This is a genomic window from Roseivivax sp. THAF30 (assembly GCF_009363575.1).
Classification (GTDB): domain Bacteria; phylum Pseudomonadota; class Alphaproteobacteria; order Rhodobacterales; family Rhodobacteraceae; genus Roseivivax; species Roseivivax halotolerans.
The window spans coordinates 3224484-3242117 of the sequence record NZ_CP045389.1 but is presented as its reverse complement, the minus strand read 5'-3'; the positions used below and the strand labels follow the sequence as shown (position 1 = coordinate 3242117).

Here is a 17634-nt window from a genome sequence, read left to right as displayed (position 1 = left end):
TCATGTCGCCCCCATTGCACGAAATGTGGCGCGCATCCGGTCTGCATCGGCGATGTGACCGGTAAAGAGCTGAAAGGCCCGGACGGCTTGGAACACGGCCATGCCTTCACCGCTAAGTGTCCGGCATCCCATTGAGGAGGCCTCGCGCAGAAGCTCGGTTCTTAGCGGAAAGTAGATAATGTCCGCGACCCAGTGGCGTGCTTCCAGAAGATCTCGCGCGATCGGCATCCCCGGCAGCTTTGCCATCCCGACTGGCGTTGCATTGACGATGCCCGATGCATGTGCGGCGGCTTCGGCCAAGTCCTGTGCCGGTTCGGCGACAGTGATCCCCCGCGCAAGGGACGCCGCCGCGCCATCCCGCGTGTCGAAAATCCGGATCTTGTTTGCGCCAAGGTCCGCCAGCGCGTGCGCGAGCGCACCGCCCGCGCCCCCGGCGCCGATCAAAAGAACATCGTCGATGGAGGCATCTGGCAGGCCAGTGCGTAGGCTTTCAGTGAAGCCCCAGAAATCCGTGTTGTGCCCAAATCGTCGACCCTCACGGAACACAACCGTATTGACCGCGCCGACACGCTTGGCGGCATCCGACAGGTGGTGAAGATGCGCGATAACGTCCTGCTTGTAGGGAAAGGTGACGTTGAGCCCTGCGAACCCCTCGGCCTCGGCGCGCGCCACAATCTCATGAAGGTCGCTGGCCGGGTCGGCATCCGTATCGATCAGCTCGTACCGACAGGACAGGCTCTGCGCTGAGGCCTCGGCCTCATGCATGGCGGGCGTTCGCGAGAGCTGGATTCCGCGCCCGACAAGACCCATCCGAAAGGAGCCTCGAGCCGTCGTCGCCAGCTTTGCCGCAGGTTCGGGTTGCATTCTGCGTGGCCTCCCAACCACGTTTCAGACCCAAAATGTTCGGGGCGGTACAATTCGTCAAGATAAAATGTACTGTATGGTTCATTTCGTTTTCGGGACAGCTTGTTTATAGGTGGTCGCATGGGAACGACGGCGGACGCAGAACGGCGAGGATGGACGCAAAATCCAGAGGCGGTGCAGCAGGATATATTGTCTGTTGCGCTCTCGGAGTTCGCGGCGAATGGCTTTTCAGGCACGCGCGTCGATACGATCGCCTCGCGGACGCAGACGTCGAAGCGGATGATCTACTATTATTTCGGCGACAAGCTGGGCCTCTACACCCGGGCCCTCGAGGCGGCTTACCTGAAAGTCCGTGAGGGAGAGACACAGCTCGAACTCGACCACCTTAACCCTCAGGACGCTCTGGCCCGGCTGGTTGCGTTCACCTTCGATCACCACCGTGCCAATCCCGACTTCATCCGCATGGTGATGATCGAGAACATTCACAAAGCCAAACACTTGGCCGAGAGCCAGGTCATCCGGGATTTCAACGTGGCTGCGATCGACAAGCTGGCCGAGATCTGCCGGCGCGGGCAGAAGGCAGGAGTATTCCGGGAAGCGCTCGATCCAGTGGCGTTGCATTGGCAAATCAGCGCGGCCAGTTTTTTCAACGTCTCGAACCGGCCGACTTTCTCCGCGATCTTCGGAAACGACCTCTTTGAAGAAGATGGCCAAAAGATTATCCGGCGGCAAACCGTGAATGCTATCTTGTCCATCGCTTGCAAGCCTGGCGAAGGACCTTCTGAAAACGAGTAGGACGCGTGCTGCATCAGGGTGTCCACGTCTCCCTTTCGGAGGCTGCATCGCACAACGCTAAGTCTGGGGAGTGGCGGCTTGGGGCTGTTCAGGCACAGGGGTTGCCGTGGTCTGCACAAGTCATTCGGAGCGTCTGTACACTCTCAGCTCCGAATGAGCCGTCGCGTAAGATACCTGAAGTGCAGTTGTGCTATTATGTGAATCACGCGCGACTTCTTCCGCGCGCATTCAGGACTACCGCACTGGGCGCCGGAAAAGCAGGCAAGTGAGCAAGCATCAGAGGCCGTTAACTACCGCCGGAAAAAATCAATGCAGGAACTGCATCAACTGAACTCTGACACAAGCGGGCTCTTGATCGGTGCCGCAGTCGGAAGCGGCATAGCGGCGCAGACGGCAGAAGTCGGGGGAGCTGATTTTCTGCTGGCAGTGAACGCTGCGCGGATGCGCAATATGGGCGCCCCATCGGTCGCGAGCATGCTACCTTGTCACGCGGCCACTGCGATGACCGATGCATTCGCCGCCCGCGAGATCCTTCCACGCGTCTCGGTTCCGGTACTCCTTGGCATCAATTGCTGGGATCCAGACTTCACGCCCGAAGCCGCGGTCGATCGTGTCGCAGAGCCTGGCTTCGCCGGGGCGGTCAACTTCCCAAACACCACGCTGATGCCGCGCGCGATGCGGCAGCTTCTGGATCGGGCCGGGCGCGGGTTCCGCGCCGAGATAGAGGCCCTCGCGCGGGTCCAGGCGGCAGGGTATCAGGTGCTCTACTATTGCGGCACGCGAGAACAAGCGCGGGCGGCGGCGGAAGCGGGCCTCCACATGATCCTGCTGAATTTCGGCTGGAACGCAGGCGGCTCGCTCGGCCACACTCAAAGAGCGTCGTTGGAAGAGGTGGGCCTAATCGCCCGCGACTACGCCGCGCTCGTGCGCCGCATCCATCCGGCGGCCCAAATTCTGCTGGAAGGCGGCCCGGTTGTTTCGGTCGAGGATCTCGGCCACGTCGCGAATGTCGCAACGCTCGATGGCTACGTCGGCGGCTCGACGCTCGACCGCATGCCATATGAGGAATCCGTGACGAACCGCATCGCCGGCTACCGGCAGGCGGGGCGCCGTCAGGACGCCCTGACAGAGCGGCAAGAGGCCCTCCTGCGCTGGGGCCGCCGCCATGGGCTCCATGGGCGTTCCAGGTCTCTGCTCGAAGACCTCGCGCACCTCGAGGCGCTGTCAGGCACGCGCCGGGCGATCGCAGTTGCGATGGAGCCAGGCACGCCGCTCGGCCCGATCCTCTCGGCACTCGACGGCGGCAATCGCGATGCGCCGCAAGTCGACGGACGAAACGATCCCGGACCGCGCGTCTCTCGCCGCCTTTTCGGACACGACGACGTCGACGGTTACGAGGGCGGAATCCTGACCGCGCCCGGCGGCGAAACAGTCGTATTGCGCGATATACACCGGGCGTTGCCGACGCTGCAGCTTCGGCTGGCGCGCAGCCTTGAAAGCGGCGCGCTGGTGACCTCGCGTCGCCGGCGGCGCATGCGCATCACAGCACGCCTCATATTCCTATTCGAGCGCGCCGATGACGAGCAGCGCTTTCCGGAAGAACTGCATCCGTCTCTCGCTGCGCTGCTTTCCGGTTGGGCGGTTCGACTGTCACCGCTGCGGCGCCGCATAGAAGATCTGCCCGATATCATGACGGCTTTGGTCAACGCGACCGGCCTCGACAGCAGAAATCTTCCGCCACTTGGCGCCAGTGCCTTGCAGAGACTGCGTCGTCATCCCTGGCCGGACAACGAGGCGGAGCTCGAAAGGGTGATCGGTAAACTGGCCGCACGGGGACATGCCGACGAGGTGAGCGGCAGGGAGATTGCGGAACTTCTCGATACCCGTGAAGAGAGACGGGCGCCGCTCGAAACCGCCACCGATCTCGAGAAGCGACAGATCGTCGAGGCGCTCTGGCGCAATGACTTTCACCGGGGCCGGACGGCCGAGGCGCTGCACGTCTCGCGCAAGACGCTCTACAACAAGATGGCGCGGCTGGGTCTCAGCGACTGAGGTCTTGCGGGGGCATGAGGCCGGCATCGAGACCGAGCGCCGGCTCGCCGGGCCAGCGGAGTCCGATTACTGGGCATCCGCGGGCTTGCTCTGCAATCGCCAGTTCGAGATCTCCTCGGCGTGCGAGCGGCGCGGGACCGTCCCCGAATTCGGGCACCGGCGGCACGACCAGAAATGCCGATGGCTTCGCCGCGCGCGCCGCATCCAGGTCGCGCAGCGCGGAGATCGTGGCGATAGTGTCCAGTCCGGCGATGCCCAGATCGGACAGCACCTGCATCTCCCGCGCGTAGTCAAGGTCCACTTCCGAGAGATACCGCCGGAACGCATGTTCGTGTTGACCGACGCTCGGGAAATTGCAGACCCATCGGCTCCGCCGGGCAATCTGACGCGACAATCGGCCTGTCAGCAGGTTGGGATCAGCAAGGAACAAGCCGAGAGCTGAGGGGAAAACCTCGACGAGATCGTCGAGGACGTCCTGCGCGCCGCCAGAAGTTGGCAGGAGCATGGAGACGACTGGCGGCATTTCTGTCGCAGGAATCCCGACCCAGGCGGTGACGAGAGCATCCGGCAGATTCTCTGCCGCGGCACTGAAGCGATGGATTGGCCATTTGGAGAATCTACGCATCTCGGCTCAGCTTTACTCAATATTACCCAATAATACGTTTTCGCACCGTTGAGTGGAAGCATCGAGGCATGGAATCGTCGAGTCATCGCAGTCGGATGTGGCCCTGCCACCCGAACCGCGATGCGGGAGGACAATCCGGAACGCTCGTGCCTTTCAGCGCGTGCCAACCAGCGATGCAAAGCGCGTCGCAGGCCGGAGATGTCGTGCCTGCGGCACTTGTCTGGAGGAGGCAACTTTAATGCGACCCAGCGCGATCGACAGATCGGACCGGCCATGATCCAGATGCTGGCTGAGATCAACTGGCGTCTGTTTGCCGTCGTCACGCTGAACGGCCTGACGCTCGCCTCTCTCTACTTCATCGTGGCGAGCGGGTTTTCCTTAATTTTCGGCCTGATGCGCGTGGTGAACATGGCGCACGGTTCGCTTTACCTGCTGGGTGCCTACGTAGGCTTCGAGGTTTCTGAGGCGACGGGTAGCTGGATTCTCGGCATCCTCACCGCGGGCATTGCGGTCGCAGCGGCGGGGGCGGCGCTGCAAGCGTCGATCCTTTCTTGGATGCAGGGACAGGATCTGCGGCAGGCGCTGGCCACCATCGGCGTGTCCATCGTGGCAGCCGACTTGATGCTGGCGCAATGGGGTGGCTCAGCCTATCAAATCACCCTGCCTGACGCGGTGTCGACATTTGTGCCTGTCCCCATCGCTGGTCGCTACGCGATGGCCCGTCTGATGTTGATCGGGTTCGCGCTGGTCATAGGCATCGCGCTCTGGCTCATCCTTAACCGCACGCGGATCGGGATGCTGATCCGGGCGGGCGTGGACGATCGCCGGATGCTTGAGGCAATGGGCGTGAACGTGCCGCTCGTCTTTGTCGGGGTCTTCGCCATCGGTGCCGGGCTTGCCGGAATGGCCGGCGTGATCGGTGGCTCGGTTCTTTCCGTTTCTCCCGGCGAAGACGCGCGCTATCTGCTGTCGTCCCTCATCGTCGTGATCGTTGGCGGCATGGGATCGATTCCCGGCGCGGCGATTGGCGCGCTTCTCGTGGCGATGGCCGAGACCTACGGGCTCGCCTATACGCCGACCTACGGTATCGTCTACACCTTTGCGATCATGGTTGCCGTGCTGGCTGTGCGCCCGCAGGGACTTCTGGGGAGGGCTGCATGATGCGCATTGTCCTCCCTCTCGTCGTGATCGGCCTGCTGCTGGTCTATCCGTTCCTCGTGAACAGCTTCTGGCTGGTGCAGATCGGCGGTCGTACGTTGGGCTTCGGCACCATTGTGCTCAGTCTTGTCTTCCTTACCGCCTATACCGGCATGCTGAGTCTCGCGCAGATGACCGTGGCGGGCGTTGCAGGTTACGCGACAGCGTATTTCACCGCGCCGACAAGCGGTGTCGGGCTGCTATTGCCCTGGCCGCTTGCGCTAATCCTTGCGCTTGGCCTCGCCACGATTGCCGGGCTTCTGGTCGGTCTCGTCGCGGTGCGCACGCGGGGAATCTATACGCTGATGATCACGCTCGCCGTGGCAATGGCGTTCTACTTCCTGACGCTCCAGAACTATGACCTGTTCAACGGCTATACCGGCTTCAACAACGTCGAGCCGCCGGTGATCCTGGGTCTCGATCTCGGCGCCAACCTTCCATTCTACTACATGAGCGTTGTACTCGCCGCCGCCTGCTATTTCGGCGTCCGCCACGTTGTGCGCACGCCCTTCGGCCTGGCCCTTCAAGGGGTGCGGGACGAGCCGGACCGCCTGCGTGCGCTCGGCTACGACGTGCCGCTTCTGCGAGTGTTGGCATTCGGGCTCGCGGGGTTCATCGCCGGGATCGGCGGGATCCTGAACATCTGGCTCAATGCATCGATCTCGCCAGGGTCGGTCGCGCTGAACCCGGTGATCGACGTGCTGATGGCAGGCGTGCTTGGCGGCATCGGTCATCCGTTCGGCGCTTATATTGGCGCATTCGTGTTCACCGTTGTCGATAATTTCGCCATCGATTTCATCGCCCGAGAGCGGTTCAACACGCTGATCGGCCTGATCTTTCTGGCCATCGTGCTGTTCTCGCCCGACGGGCTGACCGGCCTTGTCCGCCGCGCGTGGACGCGGGGGACCGGATGGGCGCGCCGCTCGAGCGGCGGCGCCCGAGACACCGACGATATCGGAAAATGAGGAGGTATCCCGATATGACCACACAACGATTCACGCTTGGAATGGCAGCGACGTTTGCCGCTCTGATGGGCACGACCGCGCTCGCGCAGGACGGCGAGACCATTACCATCGGCGGGCTCGCCACGCTCGAGGGGCCCTTCGCAGCGCCGGGCGAGGATGGTCTTCGCGGCGTCGAGCTGGCGATCCACGAGTTCGGCGGCGAGATCGCCGGACGCCCGATCGAGTTCGTCACTGCGTCCTCGGACGGCAATCCCGACGTCGCGCTCGAATCCGCGCGCCGTCTGGTGGAGCAGGACGGCGTCGATATCATGGTAGGTCCGCTCTCAGGATCGGAAGGCATCCGGATCGCGCAATACGCCAAGGAGCAGCCGGGAACCACGTTTCTCAATGGCGGTTCAGCTGCAATCGAGACGACTTTGGTCGATCCGGCAGAGAACTTCTTTCGCTTCAACACTGAAGGCGCGCAGTGGACCGCTCCCCTTGGCGGCTACGTTGTGAATGAGAGGGGTTGGGACAACATAGTCATCGTGTCCGAAGACTACTCGTTCCCGTACGCGCAGATCTTCGGGTTCATGGCAACTTATTGCGAAGCCGGCGGCACTGTGGCGGAGAAATATTTCACGCCGGTCGGCAACAACGACTATTCCTCGGTGATTGCGCAGCTTCCGCTGGAAGCGGGCGAGATCGACGGCATGTACGTCGTGCTCGGCGGCTCGGACGCGGTGAACTTCCTGCAATACGCGCAGATGGGCGGGCAGCTTCCCATCGTGGGTGGCACCAACGTGACCGACCAGACCGTCCTGACCACGCAAGGTCCGGCGCGCGAGCTTCTGCCCGGCATCCTGTCCTCTGGTCCGGTGTCGGACAATGACGACCTCGAGGCGTGGGAAGAGTTCAAGCAGCTCTACCGCGACTATTACGGCGACGAAGGTCTGCCGTCGCCTTCGCTGTTCGCGTCGAATTACTATACCAACACCAAGGCAGCGCTGCTTGCGTTGCAAGAAGTCGAAGGTGATCTGTCCGACGATCACGCCGCGTTCAACGAGGCGCTGAGCAATCTCGAGTTCACGAGCCCGACCGGCACCGTGAGCCTTAACGAAAACCGGCAAGCGACCGCCGCGATCTACATCAACGAGGTGGTAGAGCAGGGTGACGGCTCGCTCGCGCTCGAACCGTTGGAGCGGATCGAGAGCGTGGACCAGTATCTCGGGCTCGACCGGGAGACCTACATGGAGCTTGGTCTGCCGTCCCGCGAAAACCCGTCCTGCCCGTCGTGATGCAGGCGGCTCGCCAGAACACAGGTGAGGCCCTCGTTCTCGAGGGCCTCACCCGCCGCTTCGGCGCGCTCGTGGCGGTCGACGACGTAACACTGCGCGTTTCGCCCGGAGAGCGCCGGGCCGTGCTCGGCGCGAACGGCGCCGGCAAGACGACGCTTTTCAACATGATCGCGGGCGATCTGCCGCCGAGCACCGGGCGCATCCGCCTCTTCGGAGAGGACATCACGGGGCTATCGCCGCAGAAACGCGTATTGCAGGGCGTGCGCCGGACCTACCAGAAATCTTTGGTCTTCGGCGGCATGACCGTGCGCGATAACCTTTATGTCGCCATTCGTGGCGCAACCGGACCGCGCCTGGCAATCTGGAGGCGCGCCGAACACCAGCCTGACCGCATAGAGACCGATGGGCTGGCCGAGCGAGTGGGCCTCACCGATCGGCTCGATACAATGGCGAATGAACTCAGCCATGGCGAGCAGCGGCAGCTCGAGCTTGGGATGGCGTTGGCGCATCCGCCCAAACTGCTGCTGCTGGACGAACCGGCGGCGGGCCTGTCGACCCGCGAGCGCGAGTCGCTGGTGGCGATGCTCGCCGACCTGCCGCGCGATCTGACCCTGATCCTGATAGAGCACGATCTCGATATCGCTCTGAAGGCAGTCGACTACGTCAGCGTCATGCACAACGGCCGGCTCCTGGCCGAAGGCACGCCGGCCGAGATCTCGGCCAATCAGGATATTCAGGACATCTACATGGGTCGCCATGGCAAATGAACCTCTTCTGAAGGTCGAGGACCTGCACGTCTACTACGGCTCCAGCCACGTGTTGCACGGGCTGTCGCTTGAGGCCGGGACGGAGCCCCTTTCCATCGTCGGGCGAAACGGCATGGGCAAGTCGACTCTGTGCCAGGCCATCATGGGCCTTGTCCCCGCAGCGCGCGGCGAAGTCCGTCTTGGTGGGGAGCGAATAAGCGGGCGGCGCGCCTACAAGGTCGCACGGGCGGGCGTAGGCTACGTGCCGCAAGGCCGTCGCGTCTTCCGTTCGCTCAGCGTGGACGAACACCTGAAGCTCGTCGGAAAGCCCGATGGCGAATGGACCATCGAACGCATCTACGACACCTTCCCGCGCCTCGCCGAGCGACGCAAGAACGGTGGCGGCGCACTGTCGGGCGGGGAGCAGCAGATGCTGGCGATCTCTCGTGCGCTACTGCTAAATCCGCGGCTTCTGGTCATGGACGAGCCGACCGAGGGTCTGGCGCCGGTCATCGTAGACCAGGTGGTCGAGGTCCTGCGACAGATAGGCCGATCGGGTGTCGGGCTGCTGCTGGTAGAGCAGAACCTGAGCGTAGCGACCGAGGTCAGCAACCGGATCATGGTGATGATGAACGGTGAGATCGCGCTCGAGACGGATGCGAACTCGCTGCTGAACGACCGCGCGTTGCGTAACCGCTACCTCGGCGTCGCGGCCGAGGCATGAAGGAGTAGGATCAATGGTCAAGCGCATCTATCTCGCAGGCACCTGTGACACCAAATTCCCCGAACTCGACTACGTCCGCGCCCGTATTCGAGCAATTGGTGCGGAGGTCGCGCTTGTGGATCTATCGACCACGGACGCAGGGCCAGACGGTGCCGATATCACTGCTCGCGAGGTTGCCGCGCACCATCCCGGCGGCGCTGCAGCCGTCTTCACCGGCGATCGCGGCAGCGCCGTCACAGCGATGGCGCAGGCGTTCGAGAGGTTCGCGCGGAGCCGCGACGACCTGGCCGGCCTGATCGGGCTTGGTGGGTCGGGTGGCACCGCGCTCATCACGCCTGCTATGCGCGCGCTCGATGTGGGCGTGCCCAAGCTGATGGTCTCCACCGTCGCGTCGGGGAACGTGGCACCCTATGTCGGACCGTCGGACGTCACCATGATGTATTCTGTAACGGACGTCGCGGGCCTCAACCGGATCTCGCGCCGCGTGCTTGCGAATGCGGCTGGCGCAATCGCAGGAATGGCTCGTGCGGAGGTGCCACTCACTGAAATGAAACCGGCGCTCGGTCTGACCATGTTCGGCGTCACAACGACTTGCGTGAACCAGACTGTCGAGCGGCTCTCGGGCAGCTACGACTGTCTTGTATTCCACGCCACCGGCACCGGAGGACAGTCGATGGAGAAGCTGGTCGACTCGGGCTTGGTCGAAGGCGTGATCGACACTACGACGACCGAGATTTGCGATCTGCTCTTCGGCGGGGTCTTTCCTGCGACGGAAGATCGGCTGGGAGCCATTGCTCGGACGCGTGTTCCCTATGTCGGCTCAGTCGGCGCGCTCGACATGGTGAATTTCGGGGCCGCGGACACGGTGCCCGAGCGATACGCTGACCGGCTATTTTACGAGCACAACCCGCAGGTTACGCTGATGCGGACAACGCCGGAAGAGAACGCCGAGATGGGTCGTTGGCTCGGGGCGAAGCTCAACGCGTGCGAGGGTCAGGTGCGGTTTCTTTTGCCCGAGGGCGGCGTCTCTGCTCTTGATGCGCCCGATGCGGCCTTCCACGACGAAGATGCGCGAGCCGCACTCTTCGAGGCGCTCGAAGCAAGCGTGAAGCAGACGGAGACCCGCCGCCTCGTTCGCGTACCCCATCACATCAACGATTCCGCCTTCGCCGACGCACTCGTCTCGGAATGGCGGGAGATAACGACAGGAGGTCAGTGATGCCCCGTATCCCCCGCGAGGAGATCCTCGCAAAGTTCCGCCACATGATCGACGAGGGCCTCCCCATCGTTGGCGGCGGCGCCGGCACGGGCCTTTCGGCGAAGTGCGAAGAGGCCGGTGGTATCGACCTCATCGTAATCTACAATTCTGGCCGGTATCGCATGGCCGGACGAGGGTCGCTTGCCGGGCTTCTGGCATATGGCAACGCCAATGACGTGGTCATGGAGATGTCGCGCGAGGTTCTACCCGTGGTCCGCGAGACGCCAGTTCTCGCCGGGGTCAACGGAACCGATCCTTTCTGTAATTTCGACTACTTCCTCGACCAATTAAGCGCGGTCGGCTTTTCGGGCATCCAGAATTTCCCCACGGTGGGACTGATCGATGGAACGTTCCGCGCCAACCTTGAAGAAACCGGCATGGGCTATGGGTTAGAGATTGATCTTGTCGCGCGTGCGCGTCGAAAGGACATGCTCACCACGCCCTACGTCTTCAACACCGACAACGCGAAAGAGATGACCCGCGCCGGGGCTGATATCATTGTGGCGCATATGGGTCTGACGACGGGCGGGGCGATTGGTGCGGAAACAGCCCTGACGCTCGAGGATTGCGTCGGCGAGATCAATGCAATCGCGGATGCCGCCCGCACGGTGCGCGACGATGTTATGGTGATCTGCCACGGTGGTCCGATCGCGATGCCGGACGATGCGGCCTTCATCCTCGACAATTGTCCCGGCTGCCACGGCTTCTACGGTGCGAGCTCCATGGAGCGGCTTCCGACCGAAAACGCGCTGATCGCGCAGACACGTGAGTTCAAGGGCCTGAAGCCCCGCGCCCTCAAGTGAAGGAAAGAACATGGCAAAGGTATATATCAGCGATGTCATCGACGCTCCGATCGAGAAGGTCTGGGCGCTCGCGCGCGACTATAACGGCCACGGCGATTGGCACCCCCGGATCGCGGAAAGCACGATCGAAGATGGGCTTCCGCCAGACCAAGTCGGCTGCGTGCGTAACTTCACGCTTACCGATGGCGGCCACCTTCGTGAGCGGCTGCTCAGCTTCAGTGATCTGGATCATTTTTTCACATACTCGATCATCGTCTCTCCGATGCCGATCGAGAACTATGTCGCCACCTTCCGGTGCACCTCGGTGACAGAACGTGAGGCGACGTTCGTCGAGTGGTGGGCAACTTTCGAAGTCGGCGCCGACGACGAGCCGGAGATCCGGCAGGCTGTCGGGAAGGAGACCTTCGCCGCCGGAATCCGCGCGCTGGCTGCAAGGCTGGAAAAAACGTGAGGGTCATCAGGAAGATAGATCGGGCGCGGGTCTGACGGCTTCGTATGGATTTATTGCCAATGCCGGACAGTCATCCCATCAGCTTTGCTGCGGCTAGCGACGCTCGCCTGCGGGTGGGGAACACCGGAGCAAAGTGGTCCCATCCTTCCGCTCGCGTGAAAGGCACCAGGACCGCAGTTCTTCCTGCGTCGACTAACCTTCTATCGTTCCCGCACCGGCATGATCCGCACTTCGAAAAGCCGGATCATATTCATGCTTGTCGGGCTGGTGAACTGAAATTTGAGCCAAGAATATCCTGGTTCATCGCGTCCACTTAGGACGGGAGATTTTGTTCGCACCGCCGCCCTGTAGTGGCGAATGATGCACCATATAGGAGCGACCACATTCGTGACCCTGGGCGCAGCATCGGGGGGCATCGATCCGATGGCGAATAAGAGCCTCCCGCGAGAATGAACGATTATTCGCTAAGTTCTGCCTCTTGGCATCGCGGCGCGCTTGGGAAGTCAGAGGTGGTCGATGGAACAGCAAGACCGCATTTCCAAAAGCCCAATCAAGCAGCCTTTTTGATCGGAGCGTTTCGGTTATCTTTGGGCGCAGAAAGAGTAGCGTAGCCATCGCGCAACACGCGAGCCATCTGACCTTTGATCTCGGGCCGTGCGAGGAGTGCTGGGGTCCGGTTGGTTGCTCGTATGCGGTGCAGGCTCTGTTCTGCTGCTGCAGACAAATTGCTTTTTGCGATATCTCCGGGAAAGAAGCTCTCGGCGGCCAAGCCGTTCGCACACAGGATCTCATGGCTCTCAAACATGATATGATGATATCGAATGAAAGCTCGACCGGTGACGTGTTTGATATCGGCCCCATTTACAAGATGCTTTGCAGCGACGAACGCCTCATCCAGGCCAAATTGAAGTTGCATGGCCGCGCCAGAGACCAGAATTCGGTGATTTGGCGAGACGGTGAGATCCTCTGACGGTCTGCCTTCTCCGAGTGCATTCCGCATAATCACAACCGGAGCCGCCTCGGCATCGGCTTTTTGCAGATCGAAGAAGGACGAATTCTTCCAGATCACGCGTTGCTGACCGTTGTCTTGCGTCAAGACAAGGTCGCCCGTTCCGATCCTCTCGATACGGCGCAAGCCCTCCGGAGTCGAAATCTGTGTTCCCGGTCCAAAGCAGACCGGTGCGGTCGTCTCATCGAAGTCAAATTGACCATCATTGTCGCCCTGCGTCGTATCTCCCGGCTCGTCTGCTTGGGTGAAGGTCACATCTGTCGGCGTTTCGGAGAAATCATTGACGCTGACAATCACGTTTCCGAATGAGTTGGATTGGAAGATGATATACTCGTCAGTCGCGCCAAGTCCCTGGTAGAGATCGTTGCCCGGATTGAGCTGCCTGGCGACCACGCTGCCGTCCGGCGCGCGCAGTTCCCAAAATTGACCATTGGAAAATTGATCGCCGCCACCCTGGGTCTGACGCAGAGTAAATACGTCGTCCGCGCCGCCGATAGCCTGCACGTTCCGCAAATTCAGCGTCAGATCGCCAGTCGATGCGTTGCCGGTTTGTTGGGCTTGATCGAACGTCGCGATTTGCAGCCCGGTAAACTGAAGCTCTTCCACGGCGCTTTCCAGAAAAGATAAATTACCTCAATTGTTTACAATGCGAAATGGGCAGAAACTTGACGAAAGCGACGCCCTCGGATGGATGATTGCGTAACCCGGCTTTGCAAAAAACGTTGATGCCCCCGTCGTCACGGCCGATCTGAAGGATCTGTCGACGGTCTGCATCCAAGAAGCCGCGCCGAAGCGAGGCCCCGTCCGGCGAGTTACGGCTGTAAATCGCTTGCGTAGTCGAGGCAGGTCAACGGGAACCTTGTTTGAACGGTTCGGCCAGACGTTCGACAGCTTTCCATCTGTCCGCTCGGCCAACAAACAGCTACCTTGTCTGCTTACCGGCGTGTGTGTTCCGGCGCATGGCCCATTCGTAGAGCGACGGCGATAGGCGAACCAGAAATGCAGCCAGACGCGCGATACGACCTACCGGTATGAAATCACGCCCCCTGACGGTCCCGCGCAAGATAATTTTCGCCGCAGCATCTGGAGTCAACTGGTCCATGCTGTCCGCTGCGGCGCCGGGGCGCATGATTGCATTGTCGTCTTGGTCGGACGTGCCAAGGTTTGTCGCGATGAAACTGGGGGCCGCGATGAGGCATCGCACACCGAAAGCGCGCTCTTCAGAGCGGAGCGTCGAGAAGAAGCCCTGCATTGCATGTTTCGAAGCGGCATAAGCGGTGCGTGCATAAAGCGGAGAAAACCCGGCAACGGAAGAAATCGCCAAATGCGTACCGCCGCTTCGGCGAAGCGGGTGCAAAAAGACGCGGGCCATTCCCACGGCTGCGAAATAGTTGATCTCGAAAACCCGGCGGTGACTGTCTGCCGTCGCCTCCTCAAACGGAGCGATCTGGGTTACTCCGGCGTTGTATATTACCATGTCAATCGAGGGGCGTGCGGCAATGATTTCCACCGCGGCAGCGTTCAACGCGGCGGGGTCGGTCAGGTCGACCTCGACAGGCGTACGGCTTTCCGTGGCTTTCAGACCAGCGACGGTCACGTCCATGAGCACGCAATGCCAACCCTGCGCTTCAAGCTGATCGGCCATGGCACGGCCCAAACCGCCGTTCCCACCAGAGATAACAGCCGTCTTCATAGCCCTGCCGTTCTTTTCCAAAGATCAAAGACCTCGGCGGAAGTGAGTTCCGGGGTATAGCCGAATTCGCGCTTTAGGCGGCCGTTATCCAGCACCGGGCGGTATTGCAGGAAACGCACCTGTTCCGGTCCGTACCGCGACAGGCCCAAAGGCTTTGCAATCCCAAGGGCCGCCTTCAGCGCCAAGGCGGGAAGACGCAGGATCGGCTTGCCCAAGGCCGCGGCGAGGTCCTCGACCGAAAGCCAGCCATCGCCGGCGACATTGTAGATACCTGCGGGCCCCTCTGTCGCCGCCCGTTCGACGATCCGGGCGAGATCACGTGTCCAGATGAATACAAAGGGACTTTCGCTGCCTTTGATGGCCAGGAGCCGCCTGCGTCGGAACAGCGCCGTGATCTGATTGTCGGTCTCGGCGCCAAGAACGGTTCCTACCCGCAAGACGACCTGTTCCAGCTGGGAATGACGCGCACGCGCTTCCGCCAACATCTCTTCGACTTGCCGCTTATGGTCGGCATAGGCAAATTCGGGGTTGCCGCGACAGGGATGGTCTTCGGTTAGCGGGACGGGATTATCCGGATGATATCCGTAGGCCGCGCCTGAACTGGTGACAACAAGGCGTTTGACCCGGTGCTTTAGACACGCATCCAGAACATTGCTCGTGCCCGTCACATCAACCGCAAAGGCAGCCTCGCGGGCCATTCCCGGCGGCGGAGTCACAATGGATGCCAGATGCACCACGACCTCGGGGCGCGTTTGCCCTATCACCCTATCGGGATCGCTGCTCGTGACATCCATGCGCTCGAAGGGGATTTGCCTCGGCAAGTCTCCCCGCGCGAGGTCTGTCACCAGGACCTCACCGCCTTCCAGCGTCTCCGCCAAGGCGCGGCCCACCATCCCGGCCCCGCCGGTTATCAGGATCCGCGTCATGCCGAGGCCTTCTTGCGCGACAGGACGCTGGCAAGTGCAAGGCCTGATATTGCGTGCCAGACGCCCCAGAATGCCGCCACGATTGCCATGCCGCCGAGCCCGCCGAAAAAGCCGAATATAAGAACCAGCCCGAGACCGGAATTCTGGATGCCGGTCTCGATCGTGATCGCACGCCGGTCAAAGGGAGAAAGACCGAAAGCGGCGGCGGTCAGGTTCCCACCGGAAAGGGCCAATGCATTATGAACGACGACCAGCCCCGCGATGCTGCCCGCATAGGCAAGGAACAGACCCCAGTTTGCCGAAAGTGCCAAACCGATGAAGGCAAGAAAGATGCCCATCGAGATCCATTGCAAGGGCCCACGTATCCTTGCCGCGATATCGGGGCAGCGCGCGTTCAGCGCCACGCCGAGGATCAGCGGAAGGATCAGCATCAGACTTATCGTGACAACGATGTTGACCGGATCGATTGACGTCTCCCGCAAAATGGCCGCGGAGGGTTCGTAGAGGCTTCCCCAAAAGGCGATGTTGGCGGGCGTCATGACGATCGCGCCGATCGTGGCAAAGGCGGTCATCGAAACCGAAAGCGCCGCATTTCCGCCTGCGCGATGCGTTATGAAGTTCGAGATATTGCCTCCTGGGCAAGCCGCTACGAGGATCAGTCCCAAGGCGACGGACGCCTGTGGCCGGGCCACCAAAACCAGCAAAAAAGTAAGCACAGGAAGCACGATGAACTGCGCGCCCAAGCCTACGATCAGCGGTTTCGGCGCGCGCGCCACGACCTTGAAGTCTCGTGGCTTCAGATCAATCGCAATGGACAACATGACGATTGCCAGGATGGCGTTGAGCAGGGTCAGCGAGTGCGCGGAGAAGTCGAGTACGGCCTCGTCGATCATGCTCGCCGCCCGCCGAGCTTTGCGATCCAGTCTGTCACGGCTTTGCGGTAGGTTGCCTTGTCGACGTAGTAAGCCATCCGCGGCAGGTCGATATACGTCATCCCGCCCGTCGCGCGCTCAAAGCCCTGCGCCTTGGTTTGCTGCAATTGGCGGGCACCTTGCGCCCCGTCGCGAAGCCCCTTGATGTAGCGCACGACCATTTCGGCCTGCTCGTGCCGCCCTTGCCAGCCAAGGCCTGACGCCTCGACCATACCCAGCACGAAGATGTCATCGCGGTCGGGGTGCATGCAGTTGAGGTAAAGATGCGGCGCTTCGCCTCGCCAGTTCAGCAGCGCATTGTCGATGAAAGGATAGTCGAGCTTATAGCCAGTTGCGGCGAGGATCATGTCGTACTCCGCCTGGGTCCCGTCCTTGAAATGCACGGTCTTGCCCTCGAACCGAGCAATATCGGGGCGGATGTTCAGATCCCCGTGCCCTGCGTGATACAGAACCAGGGAATTGACCACTGGATGGCTTTCGTAAAGTTTGTAATCGGGCTTGGGAAATCCATATTTTTGAGGATCGCCCACGAACCATTTTAGAATCGCTCCGTCCACGATCCGCTTGAGCGCCATGGGCAATTTGATCGCGCCACCCATTGTATCCGCCGGCTTTCCAAAGACGTATTTCGGTACGAAGTAATATCCGCGCCGCATCGACAGATCGCAGGACGTCCCATGATGGATGGCGTCAACGGCGATATCACAGCCGGAATTGCCCGCACCGATGACCAGGACACGTTTGCCAGAAAATTGGGTTGGGTAGCGGTAGTTGGATGAGTGAATCATCTCTCCGGTGAACGTACCCTCAAATTCTGGCATATTGGGCTCACTCAGCGTGCCGTTCGCAATCAAAAGCCCTGAGAATTCCTCGACATGCTCCTCGCCGTCGTTGCGCCAGACAATCTTCCACCCCTCGCCGGAATCGCCCAGAGGGGTGCAAGAAACCACCTCCGCGTCAAATTGGTAGTGTCTCAAGAGGTCGAAGCGATCCGCAAAGTCCCGAAAATACCGCTTCATCTCACGATGAGACGGGTATTCGGCTACGTCCTCCCGCATCGGGAAGTCGGAGAATTCGGTCATCGTCTTGGACGAAATCAGATGCGCGGTCTCGTACATCGTCGAGCGTGGGCCATCGATGTCCCACAGTCCGCCTACGCCAGAATTGAGCTCGAACCCTTGAAAAGCGACCCCATGCTCCACCAGCAGCTTGGCCGCAGCCAACCCCATCGGCCCAGCCCCGATCAGGGCGAGCCGTCCTTGCGCGTCTCCCATCGCGTCCTCCCGTGCTGAAGATTAGATTGAACAAACGTTCAAT

The 17634-nt window shown here is 61.3% G+C and carries 17 protein-coding genes; 10 read left to right on the top strand and 7 right to left on the bottom strand.

The window, feature by feature from the left end; translation table 11 throughout:
- Positions 1-864, bottom strand: coding sequence for a shikimate dehydrogenase (locus tag FIU91_RS15675; protein ID WP_152463195.1), 864 nt, complete (start codon positions 862-864; stop codon positions 1-3).
- Positions 865-984: 120 nt separating this feature from the next.
- Between FIU91_RS15675 and FIU91_RS15670 the strand changes: the two genes are divergently transcribed.
- Both FIU91_RS15670 and FIU91_RS15665 read left to right on the top strand, forming a co-directional pair.
- Positions 985-1659, top strand: coding sequence for a TetR/AcrR family transcriptional regulator (locus FIU91_RS15670; protein ID WP_152463194.1), 675 nt, complete (start codon positions 985-987; stop codon positions 1657-1659).
- Positions 1660-1968: 309 nt separating this feature from the next.
- Entirely contained in the window at positions 1969-3711 is a 1743-nt protein-coding gene (locus tag FIU91_RS15665; RefSeq protein WP_152463193.1) for a phosphoenolpyruvate hydrolase family protein, read from the top strand.
- Here FIU91_RS15665 and FIU91_RS15660 read toward each other — a convergent pair.
- On the bottom strand, positions 3701-4336 hold the full coding sequence (locus tag FIU91_RS15660; protein ID WP_152463192.1) for a hypothetical protein: 636 nt from the start codon (positions 4334-4336) through the stop codon (positions 3701-3703). The two genes, FIU91_RS15665 and FIU91_RS15660, sit on opposite strands and share 11 nt — an antisense overlap.
- Before the next feature lie 273 nt (positions 4337-4609).
- Between FIU91_RS15660 and FIU91_RS15655 the strand changes: the two genes are divergently transcribed.
- The 8 genes from FIU91_RS15655 to FIU91_RS15620 all read left to right on the top strand — a co-directional run bounded on the left by FIU91_RS15655 (position 4610) and on the right by FIU91_RS15620 (position 11757).
- Positions 4610-5497, top strand: coding sequence for a branched-chain amino acid ABC transporter permease (locus FIU91_RS15655; RefSeq protein WP_152463191.1), 888 nt, complete (start codon positions 4610-4612; stop codon positions 5495-5497).
- Positions 5494-6498, top strand: a complete 1005-nt coding sequence (locus FIU91_RS15650; protein ID WP_254701983.1) for a branched-chain amino acid ABC transporter permease — start codon at positions 5494-5496, stop codon at positions 6496-6498. Before FIU91_RS15655 ends, FIU91_RS15650 begins: the two co-directional genes overlap by 4 nt.
- Before the next feature lie 14 nt (positions 6499-6512).
- On the top strand, positions 6513-7775 hold the full coding sequence (locus FIU91_RS15645) for an ABC transporter substrate-binding protein (RefSeq protein ID WP_152463190.1): 1263 nt from the start codon (positions 6513-6515) through the stop codon (positions 7773-7775).
- A 71-nt stretch (positions 7776-7846) separates the two neighbouring features.
- Positions 7847-8542: an ABC transporter ATP-binding protein gene (locus tag FIU91_RS15640; protein WP_254701982.1), complete on the top strand. Its 696-nt coding sequence runs from the start codon at positions 7847-7849 to the stop codon at positions 8540-8542.
- Positions 8532-9245 (top strand): ABC transporter ATP-binding protein, encoded by a 714-nt coding sequence (locus tag FIU91_RS15635; protein WP_152463188.1) that lies wholly within the window; start codon positions 8532-8534, stop codon positions 9243-9245. The genes FIU91_RS15640 and FIU91_RS15635 overlap by 11 nt, the downstream gene beginning before the upstream one ends.
- 13 nt (positions 9246-9258) lie before the next feature.
- Positions 9259-10464: a Tm-1-like ATP-binding domain-containing protein gene (locus FIU91_RS15630; RefSeq protein ID WP_152463187.1), complete on the top strand. Its 1206-nt coding sequence runs from the start codon at positions 9259-9261 to the stop codon at positions 10462-10464.
- Positions 10464-11306 carry a phosphoenolpyruvate hydrolase family protein gene (locus FIU91_RS15625; protein ID WP_152463186.1) on the top strand — a complete coding sequence of 281 codons (843 nt, stop codon included), beginning with the start codon at positions 10464-10466 and terminating at the stop codon, positions 11304-11306. The genes FIU91_RS15630 and FIU91_RS15625 overlap by 1 nt, the downstream gene beginning before the upstream one ends.
- A gap of 10 nt (positions 11307-11316) precedes the next feature.
- Positions 11317-11757, top strand: coding sequence for an SRPBCC family protein (locus tag FIU91_RS15620; RefSeq protein WP_152463185.1), 441 nt, complete (start codon positions 11317-11319; stop codon positions 11755-11757).
- Between the two features lie 550 nt (positions 11758-12307).
- Here the strand turns inward: FIU91_RS15620 and FIU91_RS15615 are convergent.
- The 5 genes from FIU91_RS15615 to FIU91_RS15595 form a co-directional block, all read right to left on the bottom strand.
- Complete coding sequence (locus FIU91_RS15615; protein ID WP_172975031.1) at positions 12308-13372, bottom strand: Hint domain-containing protein; 1065 nt, start codon at positions 13370-13372, stop codon at positions 12308-12310.
- Positions 13373-13688: 316 nt separating this feature from the next.
- Positions 13689-14459: an SDR family oxidoreductase gene (locus FIU91_RS15610; RefSeq protein WP_152463183.1), complete on the bottom strand. Its 771-nt coding sequence runs from the start codon at positions 14457-14459 to the stop codon at positions 13689-13691.
- Positions 14456-15337: an SDR family oxidoreductase gene (locus FIU91_RS15605; RefSeq protein WP_254701981.1), complete on the bottom strand. Its 882-nt coding sequence runs from the start codon at positions 15335-15337 to the stop codon at positions 14456-14458. Before FIU91_RS15605 ends, FIU91_RS15610 begins: the two co-directional genes overlap by 4 nt.
- A gap of 44 nt (positions 15338-15381) precedes the next feature.
- On the bottom strand, positions 15382-16278 hold the full coding sequence (locus FIU91_RS15600; RefSeq protein WP_152463181.1) for a bile acid:sodium symporter family protein: 897 nt from the start codon (positions 16276-16278) through the stop codon (positions 15382-15384).
- Positions 16275-17591 (bottom strand): NAD(P)/FAD-dependent oxidoreductase, encoded by a 1317-nt coding sequence (locus tag FIU91_RS15595; RefSeq protein ID WP_152463180.1) that lies wholly within the window; start codon positions 17589-17591, stop codon positions 16275-16277. The genes FIU91_RS15600 and FIU91_RS15595 overlap by 4 nt, the downstream gene beginning before the upstream one ends.
- Positions 17592-17634: the final 43 nt, after the last annotated feature.